Source organism: Rhizorhabdus wittichii, from assembly GCF_017607425.1.
In the GTDB taxonomy this organism is placed as follows: domain Bacteria; phylum Pseudomonadota; class Alphaproteobacteria; order Sphingomonadales; family Sphingomonadaceae; genus Rhizorhabdus; species Rhizorhabdus wittichii.
This window is the reverse complement of the sequence record NZ_CP059319.1, coordinates 5,501,770-5,516,585: the sequence shown is the minus strand read 5'-3', so window position 1 is coordinate 5,516,585 and position 14,816 is coordinate 5,501,770. Positions and strand designations below refer to the sequence as shown.

Annotated in this window: 18 protein-coding genes; 9 read left to right on the top strand and 9 right to left on the bottom strand. The window is 66.5% G+C overall.

The window, feature by feature from the left end:
* Positions 1–16: 16 nt before the first annotated feature.
* Both HRJ34_RS26245 and petA read right to left on the bottom strand, forming a co-directional pair.
* Positions 17–1,282 carry a cytochrome b gene (locus HRJ34_RS26245; RefSeq protein ID WP_011952237.1) on the bottom strand — a complete coding sequence of 422 codons (1,266 nt, stop codon included), beginning with the start codon at positions 1,280–1,282 and terminating at the stop codon, positions 17–19.
* 11 nt (positions 1,283–1,293) lie between these two features.
* On the bottom strand, positions 1,294–1,860 hold the full coding sequence (petA, locus tag HRJ34_RS26240; protein WP_011952238.1) for a ubiquinol-cytochrome c reductase iron-sulfur subunit: 567 nt from the start codon (positions 1,858–1,860) through the stop codon (positions 1,294–1,296).
* 193 nt (positions 1,861–2,053) lie between these two features.
* Between petA and HRJ34_RS26235 the strand changes: the two genes are divergently transcribed.
* From HRJ34_RS26235 to HRJ34_RS26225, 3 genes are read left to right on the top strand one after another with little or no spacing between them, the layout of a single operon-like run.
* Complete coding sequence (locus tag HRJ34_RS26235; RefSeq protein WP_011952239.1) at positions 2,054–2,503, top strand: tRNA (cytidine(34)-2'-O)-methyltransferase; 450 nt, start codon at positions 2,054–2,056, stop codon at positions 2,501–2,503.
* Positions 2,500–3,360: an oxygen-dependent coproporphyrinogen oxidase gene (gene hemF, locus HRJ34_RS26230; protein WP_016746370.1), complete on the top strand. Its 861-nt coding sequence runs from the start codon at positions 2,500–2,502 to the stop codon at positions 3,358–3,360. The genes HRJ34_RS26235 and hemF overlap by 4 nt, the downstream gene beginning before the upstream one ends.
* 19 nt (positions 3,361–3,379) lie before the next feature.
* Positions 3,380–3,985 carry a GNAT family N-acetyltransferase gene (locus HRJ34_RS26225; protein ID WP_011952241.1) on the top strand — a complete coding sequence of 202 codons (606 nt, stop codon included), beginning with the start codon at positions 3,380–3,382 and terminating at the stop codon, positions 3,983–3,985.
* On the opposite strand, the gene HRJ34_RS26220 is transcribed toward HRJ34_RS26225, so the two are convergent.
* A complete protein-coding gene (locus tag HRJ34_RS26220; protein ID WP_011952242.1) occupies positions 3,961–4,755 on the bottom strand; it encodes a hypothetical protein in 795 nt (264 codons plus the stop codon). The two genes, HRJ34_RS26225 and HRJ34_RS26220, sit on opposite strands and share 25 nt — an antisense overlap.
* A gap of 104 nt (positions 4,756–4,859) precedes the next feature.
* Between HRJ34_RS26220 and lipB the strand changes: the two genes are divergently transcribed.
* From lipB to HRJ34_RS26205, 3 genes are all read left to right on the top strand, one after another.
* Positions 4,860–5,531 carry a lipoyl(octanoyl) transferase LipB gene (gene lipB / locus HRJ34_RS26215; RefSeq protein WP_011952243.1) on the top strand — a complete coding sequence of 224 codons (672 nt, stop codon included), beginning with the start codon at positions 4,860–4,862 and terminating at the stop codon, positions 5,529–5,531.
* Positions 5,532–5,588: 57 nt separating this feature from the next.
* Entirely contained in the window at positions 5,589–5,822 is a 234-nt protein-coding gene (locus HRJ34_RS26210; RefSeq protein WP_016746373.1) for a hypothetical protein, read from the top strand.
* Positions 5,823–5,892: 70 nt separating this feature from the next.
* Positions 5,893–6,579 (top strand): hypothetical protein, encoded by a 687-nt coding sequence (locus HRJ34_RS26205; RefSeq protein WP_011952244.1) that lies wholly within the window; start codon positions 5,893–5,895, stop codon positions 6,577–6,579.
* Positions 6,580–6,626: 47 nt separating this feature from the next.
* Here the strand turns inward: HRJ34_RS26205 and queE are convergent, their stop codons facing one another.
* Entirely contained in the window at positions 6,627–7,259 is a 633-nt protein-coding gene (gene queE / locus HRJ34_RS26200; RefSeq protein ID WP_011952245.1) for a 7-carboxy-7-deazaguanine synthase, read from the bottom strand.
* Positions 7,259–7,951, bottom strand: a complete 693-nt coding sequence (gene queC, locus HRJ34_RS26195; protein WP_030091243.1) for a 7-cyano-7-deazaguanine synthase QueC — start codon at positions 7,949–7,951, stop codon at positions 7,259–7,261. Before queC ends, queE begins: the two co-directional genes overlap by 1 nt.
* A gap of 244 nt (positions 7,952–8,195) precedes the next feature.
* Here queC and HRJ34_RS26190 point away from each other — a divergent pair, with 244 nt between their 5' ends.
* Positions 8,196–8,978 carry a peptidase gene (locus HRJ34_RS26190; RefSeq protein ID WP_011952247.1) on the top strand — a complete coding sequence of 261 codons (783 nt, stop codon included), beginning with the start codon at positions 8,196–8,198 and terminating at the stop codon, positions 8,976–8,978.
* 598 nt (positions 8,979–9,576) lie between these two features.
* Positions 9,577–10,359, top strand: a complete 783-nt coding sequence (locus tag HRJ34_RS26185) for an O-methyltransferase (protein WP_208632907.1) — start codon at positions 9,577–9,579, stop codon at positions 10,357–10,359.
* A 107-nt stretch (positions 10,360–10,466) separates the two neighbouring features.
* Here the strand turns inward: HRJ34_RS26185 and HRJ34_RS26180 are convergent, their stop codons facing one another.
* The 4 genes from HRJ34_RS26180 to HRJ34_RS26165 form a co-directional block, all read right to left on the bottom strand.
* Entirely contained in the window at positions 10,467–10,919 is a 453-nt protein-coding gene (locus tag HRJ34_RS26180) for a hypothetical protein (RefSeq protein WP_226948962.1), read from the bottom strand.
* A gap of 167 nt (positions 10,920–11,086) precedes the next feature.
* Positions 11,087–11,986: an Hsp33 family molecular chaperone HslO gene (hslO, locus tag HRJ34_RS26175; RefSeq protein ID WP_208632906.1), complete on the bottom strand. Its 900-nt coding sequence runs from the start codon at positions 11,984–11,986 to the stop codon at positions 11,087–11,089.
* A gap of 106 nt (positions 11,987–12,092) precedes the next feature.
* Positions 12,093–13,022, bottom strand: coding sequence for an ornithine carbamoyltransferase (argF, locus tag HRJ34_RS26170; RefSeq protein ID WP_030091245.1), 930 nt, complete (start codon positions 13,020–13,022; stop codon positions 12,093–12,095).
* Positions 13,019–14,209 carry an aspartate aminotransferase family protein gene (locus HRJ34_RS26165; RefSeq protein WP_011952251.1) on the bottom strand — a complete coding sequence of 397 codons (1,191 nt, stop codon included), beginning with the start codon at positions 14,207–14,209 and terminating at the stop codon, positions 13,019–13,021. Before HRJ34_RS26165 ends, argF begins: the two co-directional genes overlap by 4 nt.
* Positions 14,210–14,401: 192 nt before the next feature.
* On the opposite strand from HRJ34_RS26165, the gene HRJ34_RS26160 reads away from it, so the two are divergent.
* Positions 14,402–14,809 carry a GNAT family N-acetyltransferase gene (locus HRJ34_RS26160; protein WP_226948961.1) on the top strand — a complete coding sequence of 136 codons (408 nt, stop codon included), beginning with the start codon at positions 14,402–14,404 and terminating at the stop codon, positions 14,807–14,809.
* Positions 14,810–14,816 lie beyond the last annotated feature (7 nt).

The window sequence follows — 14,816 nt, the reverse complement described above, 5'->3', positions numbered from 1 at the left end:
TGTCTCTATATCCCCCTTAGGCCGCGGCGTTGCCGTGCTTTTCCAGCACCGCTTCGGTGATCGAGTTCGGCAGCGGCAGCGGACGCTCCATGCGCGAGACGATCGGAAGGATGATCAGGAAGTGCGCGAAATAATAGGCCGCGGCGAGCTGGCTGATCATGACGTAGGGCTCCTCGGCCGGCGAACCGCCGCAATAGCCGAGGATCAGGACGTCGATGACGAGCAGCCAGAAGAACTTCTTGAACGCCGGACGATAATTGCCCGAGCGGACCGGCGACTTGTCGAGCCACGGCAGGAAGAAGAGCAGGATGATCGAACCGAACATGGCGATCACGCCCCACAGCTTGGCCGGGAGGATGAAGTCGACGGTGAAGGCGCGCAGGATCGCGTAGAACGGCCAGAAATACCATTCGGGAACGATGTGCGCCGGCGTCGAGAGCGGGTTGGCGGCGATATAGTTGTCCGGGTGGCCCATCGCGTTCGGCGCGAAGAACAGCACCGCGCAATAAAGGATCAGGAACACGCCCAGCCCGAAACCGTCCTTGGCGGTGTAGTAGGGGTGGAACGGAACCGTGTCCTGCGGACCCTTCACGTCGATGCCGGTCGGGTTGCTCGAACCGGGGATGTGCAGCGCCCAGATGTGCAGGATGATGACGCCCGCGATCACGAACGGCAGCAGATAGTGCAGCGAGAAGAAGCGGTTCAGCGCGGCGTTGTCGGGGGCGAAGCCGCCGAGCAGCCAGGTCTGGATCGGGGTGCCGATGACCGGGATCGCGCCGAACAGGCCGGTGATCACCTTGGCGCCCCAGAAGCTCATCTGGCCCCACGGAAGCACATAGCCCATGAAGGCGGTGGCCATCATCAGCAGGAAGATCACGAGGCCGAGCAGCCACACCATCTCGCGCGGGGCCTTGTACGATCCGTAGAAGAGGCCGCGGAAGATGTGCAGATAGACGACGATGAAGAAGAAGCTCGCGCCGTTGGCGTGCGCGTAGCGCAGCATCCAGCCCGAGTTCACGTCGCGCATGATGTGCTCGACCGAGTCGAAGGCGACGAGGCCGTTGGCCGCATAATGCATCGCCAGCACGATGCCGGTGACGATCTGGATCGCCAGCGCCGCGCCCGAGAGCACGCCGAAGTTCCAGAAATAGTTGAGGTTGCGCGGCACCGGATAACCGGCGCCGACCGCGTTGTAGACCAGACGCGGCAGAGGCAGCCGGCTGTCGATCCACCGCATCAGCGGATGCTTAGGCTCGTAGTGATTTGCCCAGGGGAAGCTCATGTCTGTCTACCTCAGCCGACTTGGACGACGGTATCGGATTTGAAGGCGTATTTCGGCACTTCGAGATTCTTCGGCGCCGGGCCTTTGCGGATGCGCGCCGCGGTGTCGTAGGACGAACCGTGGCACGGGCAGAAATAACCGCCGAACTCGCCCCTGATCTCGCCTTCGCCGGCGCCCAGCGGCACGCAGCCGAGATGGGTGCAGACGCCCATGGTGATGAGCCATTGCTTCTTGCCGTCGACGGTGCGCTGCTCGAGCGTCTGCGGGTCGCGCAGCGTGCTCGGGTCGACCTTGTCCGCCGCCGCGATCTCGGCGCCCGTCAGGTGACGGACGAAGAGCGGCTGCTTGCGGAAGATCGTCTTGATCGCCTGGCCTTCCTTGATCGCCGAGATATCGACCTCGATCGAAGCCAGCGCGAGCACGTCGGCCGAGGGATTCATCTGGTTGATCAGGGGCAGCAGCACCGTGGCCGCGCCGACGCCGGCGAAGCTCACCGCCGCGAGATTGATGAAGTCACGGCGACGAACGCCGTCGCCGGCCCCTTCGCCGGGCGTTTCAGTAGTTTCGAGCGTCGCCATTCCGGAACCTTTGCGCTGCCACGATTTCGGCGCCTGCGCCAAAGGGTCCGACAAACAGCCTTTCCCCCCACGCATGCGCGGCCGCCCGCAAAATCCCCGGCGGCTGCGCGCTGATAGCGCCGCTTTGTCGGCTTTGCCAATCCCATTTTCCGATTATTGCGGCATTGCGATACATTAGCCTATCAGCGGGGTGATGCGGATCGCCCTTCACCAGCCCGATATTGCCGGAAATGTGGGCACGATCCTGCGCATGGCCGCCTGCTTCGGCGTTCCCGTCGACATCATCGAGCCGTGCGGCTTCCCCTTTTCCGAGCGTGGCCTGCGCCGCGCGGGCATGGACTATGCCGAGGCCGCCGAGATCAGCCGCCACGCCGACTGGGCAGCATTCGAATCCCGCGCGGCGGGCCGGATCGTGCTGCTCACCACCGCCGCCGATTTGACCTTGGACAAGGCCGGCTTCCTGCCCGACGACATAGTGCTGCTCGGGTCGGAAGGCGCCGGCGTGCCGCGCCCGGTGCATGACCGGGCCGACCTGCGCGTGCGCATTCCGATGCGGCCGGGCTTCCGGTCCTTGAATGTGGCGGTCTCGGCTGGCATCGCGCTCGCCGAGGCGCTGAGGCAGACCGGAGGATGGCCCCAATGACATTGCAGCTCGATGCGCAGCAGACGGCGGCGCGCGCATGGTTCGAATCGCTGCGCGACCGAATCTGCGCCGCGTTCGAGGCGATCGAGGCCGAGGCGGGCAGCGACGCCCGATTCGGCTACACCCCCTGGAACCGCGACGACGACCCCGCCGGCGCGGGCGGCGGCGGCGTCCGCGGCCTGATGAAGGGCCGCGTGTTCGAGAAGGTCGGCGTCAACGTCTCGACCGTCGGCGGCGCCTTCCAGCCGGAGTTCGCCAAGACGATCCACGGCGCGGGCGAGGACAATCCCGGCTTCTTCGCGACCGGCATCAGCCTGGTCGCGCACATGGCCAGCCCGCACGTTCCCGCCGTCCACATGAACACCCGCTTCCTGACCACGACGAAGCGCTGGTTCGGCGGCGGCGCGGACCTCAACCCGCCGATCCCCTACGACGCCGACACCGAGGCGTTCCACGCCCGGCTGAAAGCGGCCTGCGATCCGCACGGCGCCGACTATTATGATCGCTTCAAGGCCTGGGCGGACGATTATTTCTGGATTCCGCACCGCCAGGTCCATCGCGGCGTCGGCGGCATCTTCTACGACCATCTCGACGTCGAGGACGATGCCGGGTTCGACGCCCATTTCGCCTTCACCCGCGACGTCGGCGAGGCGTTCCTCGACATCTTCCCGAAGATCGTCCGCGCGCGCATGGACCAGCCCGCGAGCGCCGAGGACCGCCGGCGCATGCTCAACTTCCGCGGCCGCTATGCCGAGTTCAACCTTGTCTACGACCGCGGCACGTTGTTCGGCCTCAAGACCGGCGGCAACATCGACGCTATCCTGATGAGCCTGCCCCCGGAGGCGACGTGGGAATGATGATGGGGGGAACGATCCGATGCCGCTGACCGACGTCCCCTCGGAGATGGTGGCGACCGTCGTCACCTCGCTGGAGATGCTCGAGCGTCCCCGGCCGAGGCCGGCGCCCAACGCGCCCTTCCGCCTGGCGCGGTGGAAGACGCCGTCGACCGACAAATATCGCGCGCTGTTCCGCCGCATCGGCGAACCATGGCTGTGGTTCTCGCGGCTGGTGATGGCGGACGGGGAGCTGGCCGCGATCATCGGCGACCCGGAGGTCGAGATCCACGCGGTCGAGGATCGGCACGGGATCGAGATCGGGTTGCTCGAACTCGATTTCCGCCAGCCCGGCGAGGCCGAGATCGCCTTTTTCGGCCTCATCCCCGAACTGGCCGGCAAGGGACACGGCAACTGGCTGATGGCGCAGGCCCTGGCGCTCGGCTGGCGCAAGGACGTGAAGCGGATGTGGGTGCATAGCTGCACGCTCGACCATCCCGGCGCGCTCGGCTTCTATCGCCGCCACGGCTTCGTGCCCTTTGCCCGCGCGGTCGAGACCTTCGCGGACCCGCGCCTGGCCGGCATCCTGCCGCGCGAGGCCGCGCCGCACGTCCCGCTGCTCGATCAGCGCGGGGCGAGCGTCCGGTAGACCAGCGCCAGATAGACCGCGAGGCCCATCGACAGCAGCGCTTCGAGCGCGGCGTTGGCGACCATCTGGATCGCCGAGGCGAGGCCGATGTCGCCGATGCCGAGCTTGAGCAGCTCGGTCAGCGATCCGACCACGAACATCTCGATCATCGCCAGCACGATGCTGAGGAACAGCAGCAGCAGCCAGACGCCGAGCAGCCGCAGCACATTGGCCCGGCCGAGCGCCCAGGCCCGCCGGATCGCGTCGATCGCGCCGAGCGGCTCGACCGCGATCACCGTCGGCAGCAGCAGCAGGCGCAGCCACAGCAGGCCGATCGGGATCATGATCAGGACGAGGAGCTGGCTGGCGATCACCGGCGAGCGGGGATCGGCCTTGAAGGTGACCGCGCCCAGCGTCGCCGCGACGACGATCGCGAGCATCACCGCGAGGATGGCGACGCCGAGCAGCAGCATCGCCGCCAGCGCGGTCGGCAGCCGCCGCAGCCCCGCCGACAGCGCTTCGCCGACGCTGATCCCCGGCGCGATGACCAGCAGCGACACGACGAGATTGCCGAGCAGCATCAGCAGGCCGCCCGGCACGACCAGCAGCGCCTGCCACGACGGCACGGCCTCGGCCGCGCCGCGCATCGACATCAGCGCCTGCATGCCGACGTCGAACAGGAGCTGCGCCGGGCCATAGACCGCCAGCGCGACGGGGATGAGCAGCCCGCTCTCCCGGCGCAGGAAGGCGATCGTTTCTTCCCAGACCGTTCCCAGCGAGAAAGCCGTCATTCGATGGTTACTCCACACCCCGTCCGCGCCCCCTATCCGCCGGGCGGGTCGAGCGCAATCGCGCAACACTTGATCCGGCGCCGAAAGCGGCAATATGCGAAGGCATGACCGTGGACGACGACATCGAATGGCGGGTGACCCCCGGCCTCTCCCCCTATGCCGAGACGGTGGCGGAGATGGAGGCGCGCGCCGCCGCGATCCGCGCCGGCGAGGCGCGCGAGCTGATCTGGCTGCTCGAGCACCCCCCGCTCTACACCGCCGGCACCAGCGCCGAGGCGGACGAGCTGCTGCTGCCCGATCGCTTCCCGGTGTTCCGATCGGGGCGCGGCGGGCGCTACACCTATCACGGTCCCGGCCAGCGGGTCGGCTATGTGCTGCTCGATCTCGACAGGCGCGGGCGCGACGTGCGCTGCTTCGTCGCGGCGATCGAGAATTGGGTGATCGCGACGCTGGGCGATTTCGGCATCGCCGGCCGCAGCGAGCCGGGCCGGGTCGGCATCTGGACCGGCCACGGCCCCGACGAGGCGAAGATCGGCGCGATCGGCGTCCGGGTCCGCCGCTGGGTCAGCTTCCACGGCTTCTCGCTCAACGTCGATCCGGACCTGTCGCATTTCTCGGGGATCGTGCCGTGCGGGCTGGGCGAATTCGCCGTGACCAGCATGGCGCGGCTGGGCATCCCGGCCGAGATGGCGGCGGTCGACGCCGCGCTGCGCCGCCACTTCCCGGCGATGCTGGCGGGCCTGCGTTGCTCGACGCGATCTGACAAGGACTCTTGAGCGCCCGAGTCGTTGGCTATATCCTGCTCGCCGAGAGCCTGTATGCGGGGAGTAATCATGAAGCGTTCGATCCACCTCCTTCTCGTCGGCAGCCTGGCGATGGCTGCGGCGGGACTGTCGTCCTGCGGCAAGAAGGACAGCGGCGGCGAGACCAATATCGTCGAAATGAACGCCAGCGACGGATCGATGAACGACATGACCGCCGTCGAGAGCGCGACGCTCGACCAGGCGGGCGCAGCGGCAGCGGCCGACAACGGCGCCACCGGGGACAATGCCGCCAACGCGATGTGATCGATCAAGTGGCGGGGGGATGTTCGAGCACTGTCGGGCGGGCGGTTCTCTGAGGTTCGGGAGAGAAAGCATGGTTCGATGGTTGGTTTCGGGAATGGCGGCGATGCTGGCGGTGGGCCAGGCCGCCCCCGCTTCCGCCTATCTTTTCTGGGTGCAGCCCAATTTCACGGGCGGCCCGGTCACGGGTGACGAGGCCGGCCTCGGCCAGCCGATGCCCAAGGCGACGCCGGCGGAGCTCAAGGCGCATATGCTGTGGAACATGCGCGCCGGGCTCAACGTCGCGGCGCTGCAATGCCAGTTCTCGCCGATCCTGCTGACGGTGCCCAATTACAACGACCTGCTGTCGAAGAACGCGGCCGAGCTCAACGACGCCTACAAGACGCTCGGCGGCTACTTCAAACGGACCGGCGGCAAGACGTGGCAGAAGACGTTCGACGGCTATACCACCAGGACCTACAACAGCTTCTCGACCATGCACGCGCAGCTCGGCTTCTGCGAGACGGCGAGCGCGATCGGCCGCGAGGCCCGCAAGCTCGGCCGCGGCAAGCTGACCCAGCTCGCGATCGACCGGATGCGCGAATTCCGCAACAGCCTGATCCCGGCCGGCGACATGATCCACGCTCGCCGCCAGCTCTACGTGCCGATCCAGCCCGTCTCGATGGACAAGGCCTGCTGGACCAAGAAGGACCAGTTCAAGGCCGCCTGCGCCCCGCCGCCGGTGCAGCAGGCCAGCGCCCCCAACGGACGCGCGGGCTGAGATCATCGGACGGAACCGTCATCCCGGCGAAAGCCGGGATGATCATGTCAGCGAATCCCCACCACCTTGTGGGTCTGGGTCGACAGCCGCCAGCGGGGATGGTCCATCACATAGGCGATCGCCGCCGCGCGCGCTTCGTCGAGCTGGGCACCGTCCATCGGCTGGAGCAGGAAATGCTCGAAATCCCAGCCCTCCAGCGCGGCCGGGTCGATCCCCGGCTGCGGCCAGACCAGCTTGAGCTCGTTGCCCCGGCGCAGGACGATGTCGGTGCCCGCCTTGGGGCTGACGCAGATCCAGTCGATTCCGGCCGGCGCCGGCTGGGTGCCGTTGGTCTCGACCGCGGTCTCGAAGCCGCGCGCCTTGAGCGCGGCGACCAGCGCATCGTCGACCTGGAGCAGCGGCTCGCCCCCCGTCATGACGATGAAGGCGCCGGCCAGGTCGCCCCATAGCGCGATCGCCTTGTCGGCCAGCGCGTCGGCATGGGGGTAGCGCCCGCCATTGTCGCCATCGAGGCCGACGAAATCGGTGTCGCAGAAGCGGCACTGCGCATCGGCGCGGTCCTCTTCCCGCCCGCTCCAGAGATTGCACCCCGCAAAGCGCAGGAAGACCGCGCGCCGGCCGACCTGCACCCCTTCCCCCTGCAGGGTCAGGAACATCTCCTTCACGGCATAGCCGGCCATCAGGCGTAGACCGTCGGATCGGCCAGCCCGGCATCGGCGAAGCCCTTGGAGCGCAGCCGGCAGCTGTCGCACAGGCCGCAATGCTTGCCGTCCGGCGTCGGATCGTAGCAGGACCAGCTCATCCCCGCGTCGAGGCCGAGCCGCGCCGCCTCCTGCGCGATGTCGGCCTTAGTCATGTGCTGGAGCGGCGCATGGATGGTGAAGCCCTGCCCCTCCACGCCCATCTTCGTCGCGAGATCGGCGAGATGCTGGAAGGCGGCGATGAACTCCGGCCGGCAATCGGGATAGCCCGAATAGTCGAGCGCGTTGACGCCGAGGAAGATGTCGCGCGCACCGGTCGCCTCGGCGAAGCCCAGCGCCAGCGACAGGAAGATGGTGTTGCGCGCGGGGACGTAGGTCGACGGGATGCCCGGCATCACGCCGTCCTTCGGCACGTCGATGTCGTCGGTCAGCGACGAGCCGCCGAAGGCGCGCAGATTGAGCGGCAGGGTGACGTGCCGGTCGACGCCGAGCGCCGCCGCGACCCGCTTCGCGGCCTCCAGCTCGACCCGGTGGCGTTGGTTGTAGTCGATCGTCAGCGCGGCGAGCGCGAATCCCTGCTCGCGCGCGATGCCGCCGGAAACCATCGAATCGAGGCCGCCCGACAGCAGCACGATCGCGCGGCGGCCTTCCCTGTTCGCAATGTCAGACATGTCCCTGCGCATAGAGCCTGATCGTCAGCGGTGGAAGCGCAAACGCTTCCACCGCTGACGTGAATCAGGCTCTCATCATATGTCGAGTCCTTGATTCACGTTTCAGACTCAACCTGAAACGATCAAGGTCTTGGCCATTTTCGCCGCACGCGAAAGCCGGCCCGAGCGCCCCGAAAAACAAGCGTGGAATTCGCCGCCGATCCTTTATGATCGTCGCCGGTCGGGGAGGGCCGAGGGGAACGCCATGACCTATTGCGTCGGGATAATGCTCCGTGAGGGGCTGATCATGATCGCCGATACCCGCACCAATGCGGGGATCGACAATATCTCCACCTATCGGAAGCTCCACATCCTGGCCGAGAGCGAGGGCCGGCTCGTCGTCGCTGCAAGCGCGGGCAACCTGTCGGTGACCCAGCTCGTCCTCGGCATGCTGGCCGAGGGCCTGCCCGCGACCAATCCCGACGAGGGGCCCCGTCGGATCGAGGACATGCCGAGCATGTTCCAGGCCGCGCAGCTCGTCGGCGAGGCGGTGATGGCCGCCGGCGCCCAGCTCAAGCCCGCGCTTTACGCGGCGGGCGTGTCGTCGGGCATATCGCTGCTGCTCGGCGGGCGGATCGGCGGCGGGCCGCTCAAGCTGTTCCTGATCTACGATGCCGGCAACTTCATCGAGTGCCAGCGCGACAGCCCGTTCTTCCAGATCGGAGCCTGCCAGTACGGCAAGCCGATCCTCGACCGCGCGATGAACTATGACAGCACCCTCGACGAGGCGGTGAAGGTCGGCCTGCTGTCGTTCGATTCGACGATCCGATCCGACCTGTCGGTCGGCCTGCCGTTCGACCTGATGGTGATGCGCGCCGATCCCAAGACCCCCGTGATCCGGCGCCGGATCGAGGAGGACGATCCCTATTTCCGCAACCTGTCGGCCCGCTGGTCCATGCTGCTCAACGAATCGCGCGCCGCGATCCCCGACCCGCCCTTCCTGAACGGCGACGCCTCGGTGGTCGAGCTGAAGGCGACGGAACGATAAAAAAGAGGGCCGCCCGAGAGCGGCCCAGTGAGGCTATGCAGCCTGCTAAGGGAGGAAAGTGTGCCCAAAAGGGGAAGGCACGCGACTCATCTACCTCGGCAGGGTTAAACAAAGCATTAACCAGAGCCCGTTACTCACAACGGTTTTTCGATTTTCCGAAGTGCTTTTCCCGTTCATGCCTTGTTGGCACTTGAACATCGCCGAAGCAGCAAGCAAGCGCAAAGGCACTGGGCGTCACCCATCTTGTCCGCGGGGGCCGTAGGCGCCCACCAAGCCGGCGAGCAGGATCATCCCTACGAGGGCAGAGATGGCAACGCCTCCCCAGAGACCACGCTGGTAGAGAGCGTGGGCAACATAGGGAGCGGCATATATCAGGCCGACGAATACGATAAGCGTAACGAGGCGACGCAAAAGAATCATAGACAGAATCTATAGCCTTAGATCGTTCAAGGCCACTGGCGTATATGCGCCATCTCAGAATGATACCGAGGCAACAGCACTCGGTCTCCATCGAGGGACAAAGAAGCCGATGGAGAATTGCATTTGAAAGCCGAAAATCGGAGGATACAAGAGTGCGACACAAGTGGAGTATAGTGACTTGCAACCGACGAACTGGCTAAACATCACGAAATTCCTGTTTCGCAATCCTGCCAGATTCGGAGTGCTGGCCGGCAAGGTCACTGCTCGTGTCGCTGACGGCGCAAAAAATGAAGCAACCGACTCGTCTATCGGGTGGATCGAGCGCAATTCGCAGGATGCAGCTGCCATCGCTCTCACCATCGCACCGGAGCTATGGGAAGAGGCGGGGGCGTTTGCGGCCACGATGAATGCGCGCGGCACGGCCATCGTCGACAAGCTTCCGTTCAAGATCGGAGGTGGGGGAGATTACCGCTTTCTATACTGGCTTGTCCGACTGTATCAGCCCCGCGTGGTGGTTGAGACCGGTGTAGCTGCAGGCTGGACATCCCAGGCAATATTGTCAGCACTACACAAAAACGGCCAGGGCGAGTTGCACAGTTCCGACTTCCCGTATTTTCGGGTCAGTGATCCTGAAAAATACATCGGCTGCGTCGTGGATGCCGAACTAAAGCAGAAATGGAATCTCCATCTTGATGGAGATGCCAAAGCCCTTCCAAAGATTCTCGAAGCGGCCCCCGAGATCGACATCTTCCATTACGACAGCGACAAATCCTATAGCGGCCGGGCTACAGCAATTTCTCTCATTCGTCCGCATCTTCGGGCCGGTGGCCTTATCGTGATGGATGACATCGTCGATAATTCATGGTTCCAGGATTATGTAGAACGCGAGAAATTGCCGTTCACTATCATCGGAAAGCGTGTCGGGGTGATCGGCACGATCGCCAAACCCTCTGCCGGATAGAGCAGCCTGAAGCTCTTACTTCGGCCTCTTCCCAAAACAACGCATAACCAGCCGGCATGCATGCCGGCCTGGGGGATTCGACTTTCGGCGAATCGCTCGCCGTCCGGTCAGCGCTGGCGGGCCGCGGTCTGGCCGCCGCAGGCGCCGATCCGGCGGGCCTCGACGATATAGTCGAACGGCGCGTTGCGGGAGATGCCCTGGGTCTGGATCACGGCGGTCCGCGGCGTTTCCACCCGTACCGTCGTCCGTCCCCAGCCAGTCCGCTGGCAGCTATAATGGACGGTCGAGCTCTTCGGGCCGTTGGCGATCACGAAGCGCGAGCAGCCGGGCTGGTCATGCTCGACCTGCACCAGGGCTACCGGATCGGCGACGCAGACCTGGCGAGGGGCGCGGCCCTTGACGTCGAGCTGCCACAGGCCGGTTTCGAGCTGCTGGAGCGCGGTCAGCGACAGCGGCGCGGCCGAACCGCCGGGCGGCGACGCCGGATCGGCCATCGCCGCCGGCATCGTCGCGCCCGCCATCAGCACCATCACGCCACACCGCCACGCCCAAGCCATCATCTGCCCTCACGCCCTGTCAGGCGCCCCCGATCCCCCGATCGCCGTCGCCAGACCATCGCCCTTCGACCAACCGTCGATACATCAAGACCGGCGAAACCGATTCCTGAAGAATACTGTGTTCTTGTGGCAGGAATACGGAGACCCCCGCCGATCCGTTGCAAATCCGCTCAGATCGAATCGAGCGCCAGGGAAAAGCGCCTGGCGCAGAATTCGCAATCGACATGAATCTCGCCCCCCTCGTCGGCCATCTCGGCGCGCTCGTCGGGGGCGAAGCGGCCGATGACCGTGCGGATGTGCGCGGGGTCGCAGCGGCATCCGCGCGCGAGCGCGACGCCGGGATAGGTGCGGACCTCGTCCTCGTTGAACAGCCGCCACAGGATCGTCTCGATCGGCAGGTCGGGATCGGCCAGTTCGTCGGCCGTCACCGTCTGCGCCAGTGCCTGGACATGCTCCCATTCGGGATGGTCGAGCCGGGCATGGATGCGATCGCGGCCTTCCTCGCCCTCGGGCAGGTGCTGGACGAGCAGCCCGCCCGCGACGTGGCGGCCGTCGGGCAGCCGGCGGCTGGCGAGGCGGACGAGGCTCGGCAATTGTTCCGACTGGCCGAAATAGGCCTCGGCCGCCTCGGCGAGCGAACCGCCCTCGAGCGGCACGATGCCCTGATAGCGCTCGCCGGTGACGGCCTGGTCGAAGGTGATCGCCAGATAGCCGCGCCCGAACAGCGCGAACAGCGAGGGGTCCGCCGGAATCTCGGCCAGCCGCTCGGGATCGTGGCGGATATAGCCGCGCACCTCGCCGTTGCGGTAATCGGCGACCATCAGCTCGATCGCGCCGCCCTCGGCCTGCGCCTGCAGGGTGAGCTGGCCCTCCTCATGCTTGAGGGTGGAGCCGAGCAGCGCGGCGAGGACGATCGCCTCGGCCAGCAGCTTCTCGACCACCGGCGGATAGCCATGCGCGCCGAGCACGGCGTCGAGCGCCGGCCCCAGCCGGACGATCCGGCCGCGGGCATGACGTTCGGGAATGGCGAAGCCGACGGCGGTGTCGAGGATATGTATTTCGGAAGCCACGTGATTGTCCCATCGTCATCCGGACTGGTTCGCGGATGCCGAAACAAGGTCAGCATGACGGACGGCTATTTCAAGTCCGCCCGTCCGCCCGTCCGCCCGTCCGGATTCAGCCGAGCCTGCCCAGGCACCAGAGCAGCACCGCCTTCTGGGCGTGAAGGCGGTTCTCCGCCTCGTCCCAGATCAGCGAGCGCGGCCCGTCGATCACCGCGTCGACCACCTCCTCGCCGCGATGCGCGGGCAGGCAGTGGAGGAAGGCGGCGTCGGGCGCCGCCTGCGCCATCCGCGCCTCGTCGACCTGGAACGGCATCATCGCCGCCAGCTTCTCCTCGGCATGCGCCTGTCCCATCGAGATCCAGGTGTCGGTGACGACGACGTCGGCGCCGCGCACCACCTCGGCCGGATCGCGCGACAGCAGGATATCGCCGCCGCGCGCGCGCGCCTCCGCCAGCACTTCGGCGTCGGGATCATATCCCTCCGGGCAGCCGATCCGCACCGGGAAGCCGAGCAGGCTGCCCGCCTCGACGATCGAGTGGAGGACGTTGTTGCCGTCGCCGAGCCACGCCCAGCCGAGCCCCTCGACGCGCCCCTTATGCTCGAGGATCGTCTGTAGGTCGGCCATGATCTGGCAGGGATGCGACCGGTCGGTCAGCCCGTTGATCACCGGCACGTCGGCATATCGGGCGAGGTCGACCGCCTTCCGATGGTCGTCGGTGCGGATCATGATCGCGTCGACATAGCGGCTGAGCACGCGCGCGGTGTCGGCGATCGTCTCGCCGCGGCCGAGCTGCATGCTGCCCGCATCCATCACGATCGTCGTGCCGCCGAGCTGGCGCATCGCCATGTCGAACGACACGCGCGTCCGCGTCGAATTCTTCTCGAAGATCATCGCCAGCGTGTGGCCGGCGAGCGGCGCGTCGCGGTCGGGGGCGCCCTTGGGCAGGCCCGCCCGCGCCTTCTTCCGAGACACCGCTTCGTCGAGCATCAGCCGGACGCCGGCGGCGCCGGCATCGGCGAGGTCCAGGAAGCTCCGCGTCACGCCGAGGGCTCGTAGGTCCGCGCGCCGGCCGAGAGCTTCTCGATGCACTCGGCGATGTGGCTTTCCTCGATCACCAGCGGCGGCAGGATGCGGACGACATTCTCGCCCGCCGCCACCGTCAGCAGCCCGTGATGGTCGCGCAGATGCGCGACGAAGGCGCGCGCCTCGACCGCGTCCTTCAGCTTGATGCCGATCATCAGGCCGAGGCCGCGGACGCTGTCGAACACGCCGTCATGGTTGGGGATGAGCTGCTCGATCGCCTGGCGCAGTCGATCGCCGGTCGCGCGAACATTGGCGAGGAACTCGTCGTTGACCGCGACCTTGAACACCGCCTCGCCCGCCGCCATGGCGAGCGGATTGCCGCCATAGGTCGAGCCATGGGTGCCGAACACCATGCCCTTGGCTGCTTCCTCGGTGGCGAGGCAGGCGCCCAGCGGGAAGCCGCCGGCGATGCCCTTGGCCACCGCCATGATGTCCGGCGTGATGCCGTACTGCTCATGCGCGAAGAAGGTGCCGGTCCGGCAATAGCCGCACTGCACCTCGTCGAGGATCAGCAGCAGCCCCTGCTCGTCGCAGATCTGGCGCAGGCCCTTGAGGAATTCGGGCTTCGACGGGGTCATGCCGCCCTCGCCCTGCACCGGCTCGACCAGGAAGCCGGCGGTGGTGGCGTCGACCGCCGCCCGCGCCGCTTCGAGATCGTTGAACGGCACCACCTGGAAACCCGGCAGCAGCGGCTCGAAGCCGTCGCGCATCTTAGGCTGGCTGGTGGCCGAGATCGTGCCCAGCGTCCGCCCGTGGAAGGCGTTCGAGAAGCTGATGATCTTGGTCCGCTCCGGGCTGCCGTTGACATAATGGTAGCGGCGCGCGGTCTTGATCGCGCACTCGACCGCCTCGGCGCCCGAATTGGTGAAGAACACCGTGTCGGCGAAGGTCTTGTCGACCAGCTTCTGGGCGAAAGCCTCGCCCTGCGGGCTGCCGTAGAGATTCGAGGTGTGCATCAGCGTCGCCGCCTGGTCGGCGATCGCCTTGACCAGATCGGGATGACCATGGCCGAGGATGTTGACCGCGATGCCGCTGGCGAAGTCCAGATAGCGCTCGCCGCGCTCGCCGATCAGGTAGCAGCCTTCGCCTCGTACCGGACGCACGCCGCACCGCGGATAAACCGGCATGAGCGGGGTGATGGTCATGGCAAAAACTCCCTTTCCTTCCAAATCGGTGATCGAACTCCGAAACGCAAAAAGGCGGCCCTCCCGGCCGCCTGTCGGAGAGCGCATATAGTGATGTGGGCCGATGCTCGTCAAACGCTTCGTCGCGGACCGGCGGCGGGGCGCCCGGCGCGGCCATTGACGCGAATCCGCGAGACCGGTCTAACCGCGCCCATGGAGCCATCCCCGAACCACATCGAATGGCGCGGCGCGTTCACCAATGACGAGGTCAACGCGCTTCACGCCGAATGCTTCGACCACCGCCCGTTCGACGACGACTGGTGGTCGCAGGTCAACCGCTTCAGCCTCGGCTGGGCCTCCCTGCGCCACGCGGGCGCGCTGATCGGCTTCGTCAACGTCGCGTGGGACGGCGGCGTCCATGCCTTCATCCTCGACACCATGGTATCGACGGCGTTCCGGCGGCGCGGACTGGCAAAGATGCTGATCGACGAAGCGGTCGCCCAGGCGAAGCGGACCGGCTGCGAATGGCTGCACGTCGACTTCGACCCGCACCTGCGCCCCTTCTATTTCGAGGCCTGCGGCTTCACGCCGACCGACGCCGGGCTGGTCCCGCTGCGATAGGACCGCC

Excerpts from the sequence above, each read along its gene's own strand:
- HRJ34_RS26190 (WP_011952247.1), top strand. The coding sequence starts at position 8,196 with ATGACCTATTGCGTCGGGATAATGCTCCGTGAGGGGCTGATCATGATC.
- HRJ34_RS26160 (WP_226948961.1), top strand. The coding sequence starts at position 14,402 with ATGGAGCCATCCCCGAACCACATCGAATGGCGCGGCGCGTTCACCAAT.
- HRJ34_RS26245 (WP_011952237.1), bottom strand. The coding sequence starts at position 1,282 with ATGAGCTTCCCCTGGGCAAATCACTACGAGCCTAAGCATCCGCTGATG.
- HRJ34_RS26180 (WP_226948962.1), bottom strand. The coding sequence starts at position 10,919 with ATGATGGCTTGGGCGTGGCGGTGTGGCGTGATGGTGCTGATGGCGGGC.
- queC (WP_030091243.1), bottom strand. The coding sequence starts at position 7,951 with ATGTCTGACATTGCGAACAGGGAAGGCCGCCGCGCGATCGTGCTGCTG.
- HRJ34_RS26165 (WP_011952251.1), bottom strand. The coding sequence starts at position 14,209 with ATGACCATCACCCCGCTCATGCCGGTTTATCCGCGGTGCGGCGTGCGT.
- HRJ34_RS26235 (WP_011952239.1), top strand. The coding sequence starts at position 2,054 with ATGCGGATCGCCCTTCACCAGCCCGATATTGCCGGAAATGTGGGCACG.
- HRJ34_RS26220 (WP_011952242.1), bottom strand. The coding sequence starts at position 4,755 with ATGACGGCTTTCTCGCTGGGAACGGTCTGGGAAGAAACGATCGCCTTC.
- hemF (WP_016746370.1), top strand. The coding sequence starts at position 2,500 with ATGACATTGCAGCTCGATGCGCAGCAGACGGCGGCGCGCGCATGGTTC.
- petA (WP_011952238.1), bottom strand. The coding sequence starts at position 1,860 with ATGGCGACGCTCGAAACTACTGAAACGCCCGGCGAAGGGGCCGGCGAC.
- lipB (WP_011952243.1), top strand. The coding sequence starts at position 4,860 with ATGACCGTGGACGACGACATCGAATGGCGGGTGACCCCCGGCCTCTCC.
- HRJ34_RS26210 (WP_016746373.1), top strand. The coding sequence starts at position 5,589 with ATGAAGCGTTCGATCCACCTCCTTCTCGTCGGCAGCCTGGCGATGGCT.
- HRJ34_RS26205 (WP_011952244.1), top strand. The coding sequence starts at position 5,893 with ATGGTTCGATGGTTGGTTTCGGGAATGGCGGCGATGCTGGCGGTGGGC.
- HRJ34_RS26225 (WP_011952241.1), top strand. The coding sequence starts at position 3,380 with ATGCCGCTGACCGACGTCCCCTCGGAGATGGTGGCGACCGTCGTCACC.
- queE (WP_011952245.1), bottom strand. The coding sequence starts at position 7,259 with ATGGCCGGCTATGCCGTGAAGGAGATGTTCCTGACCCTGCAGGGGGAA.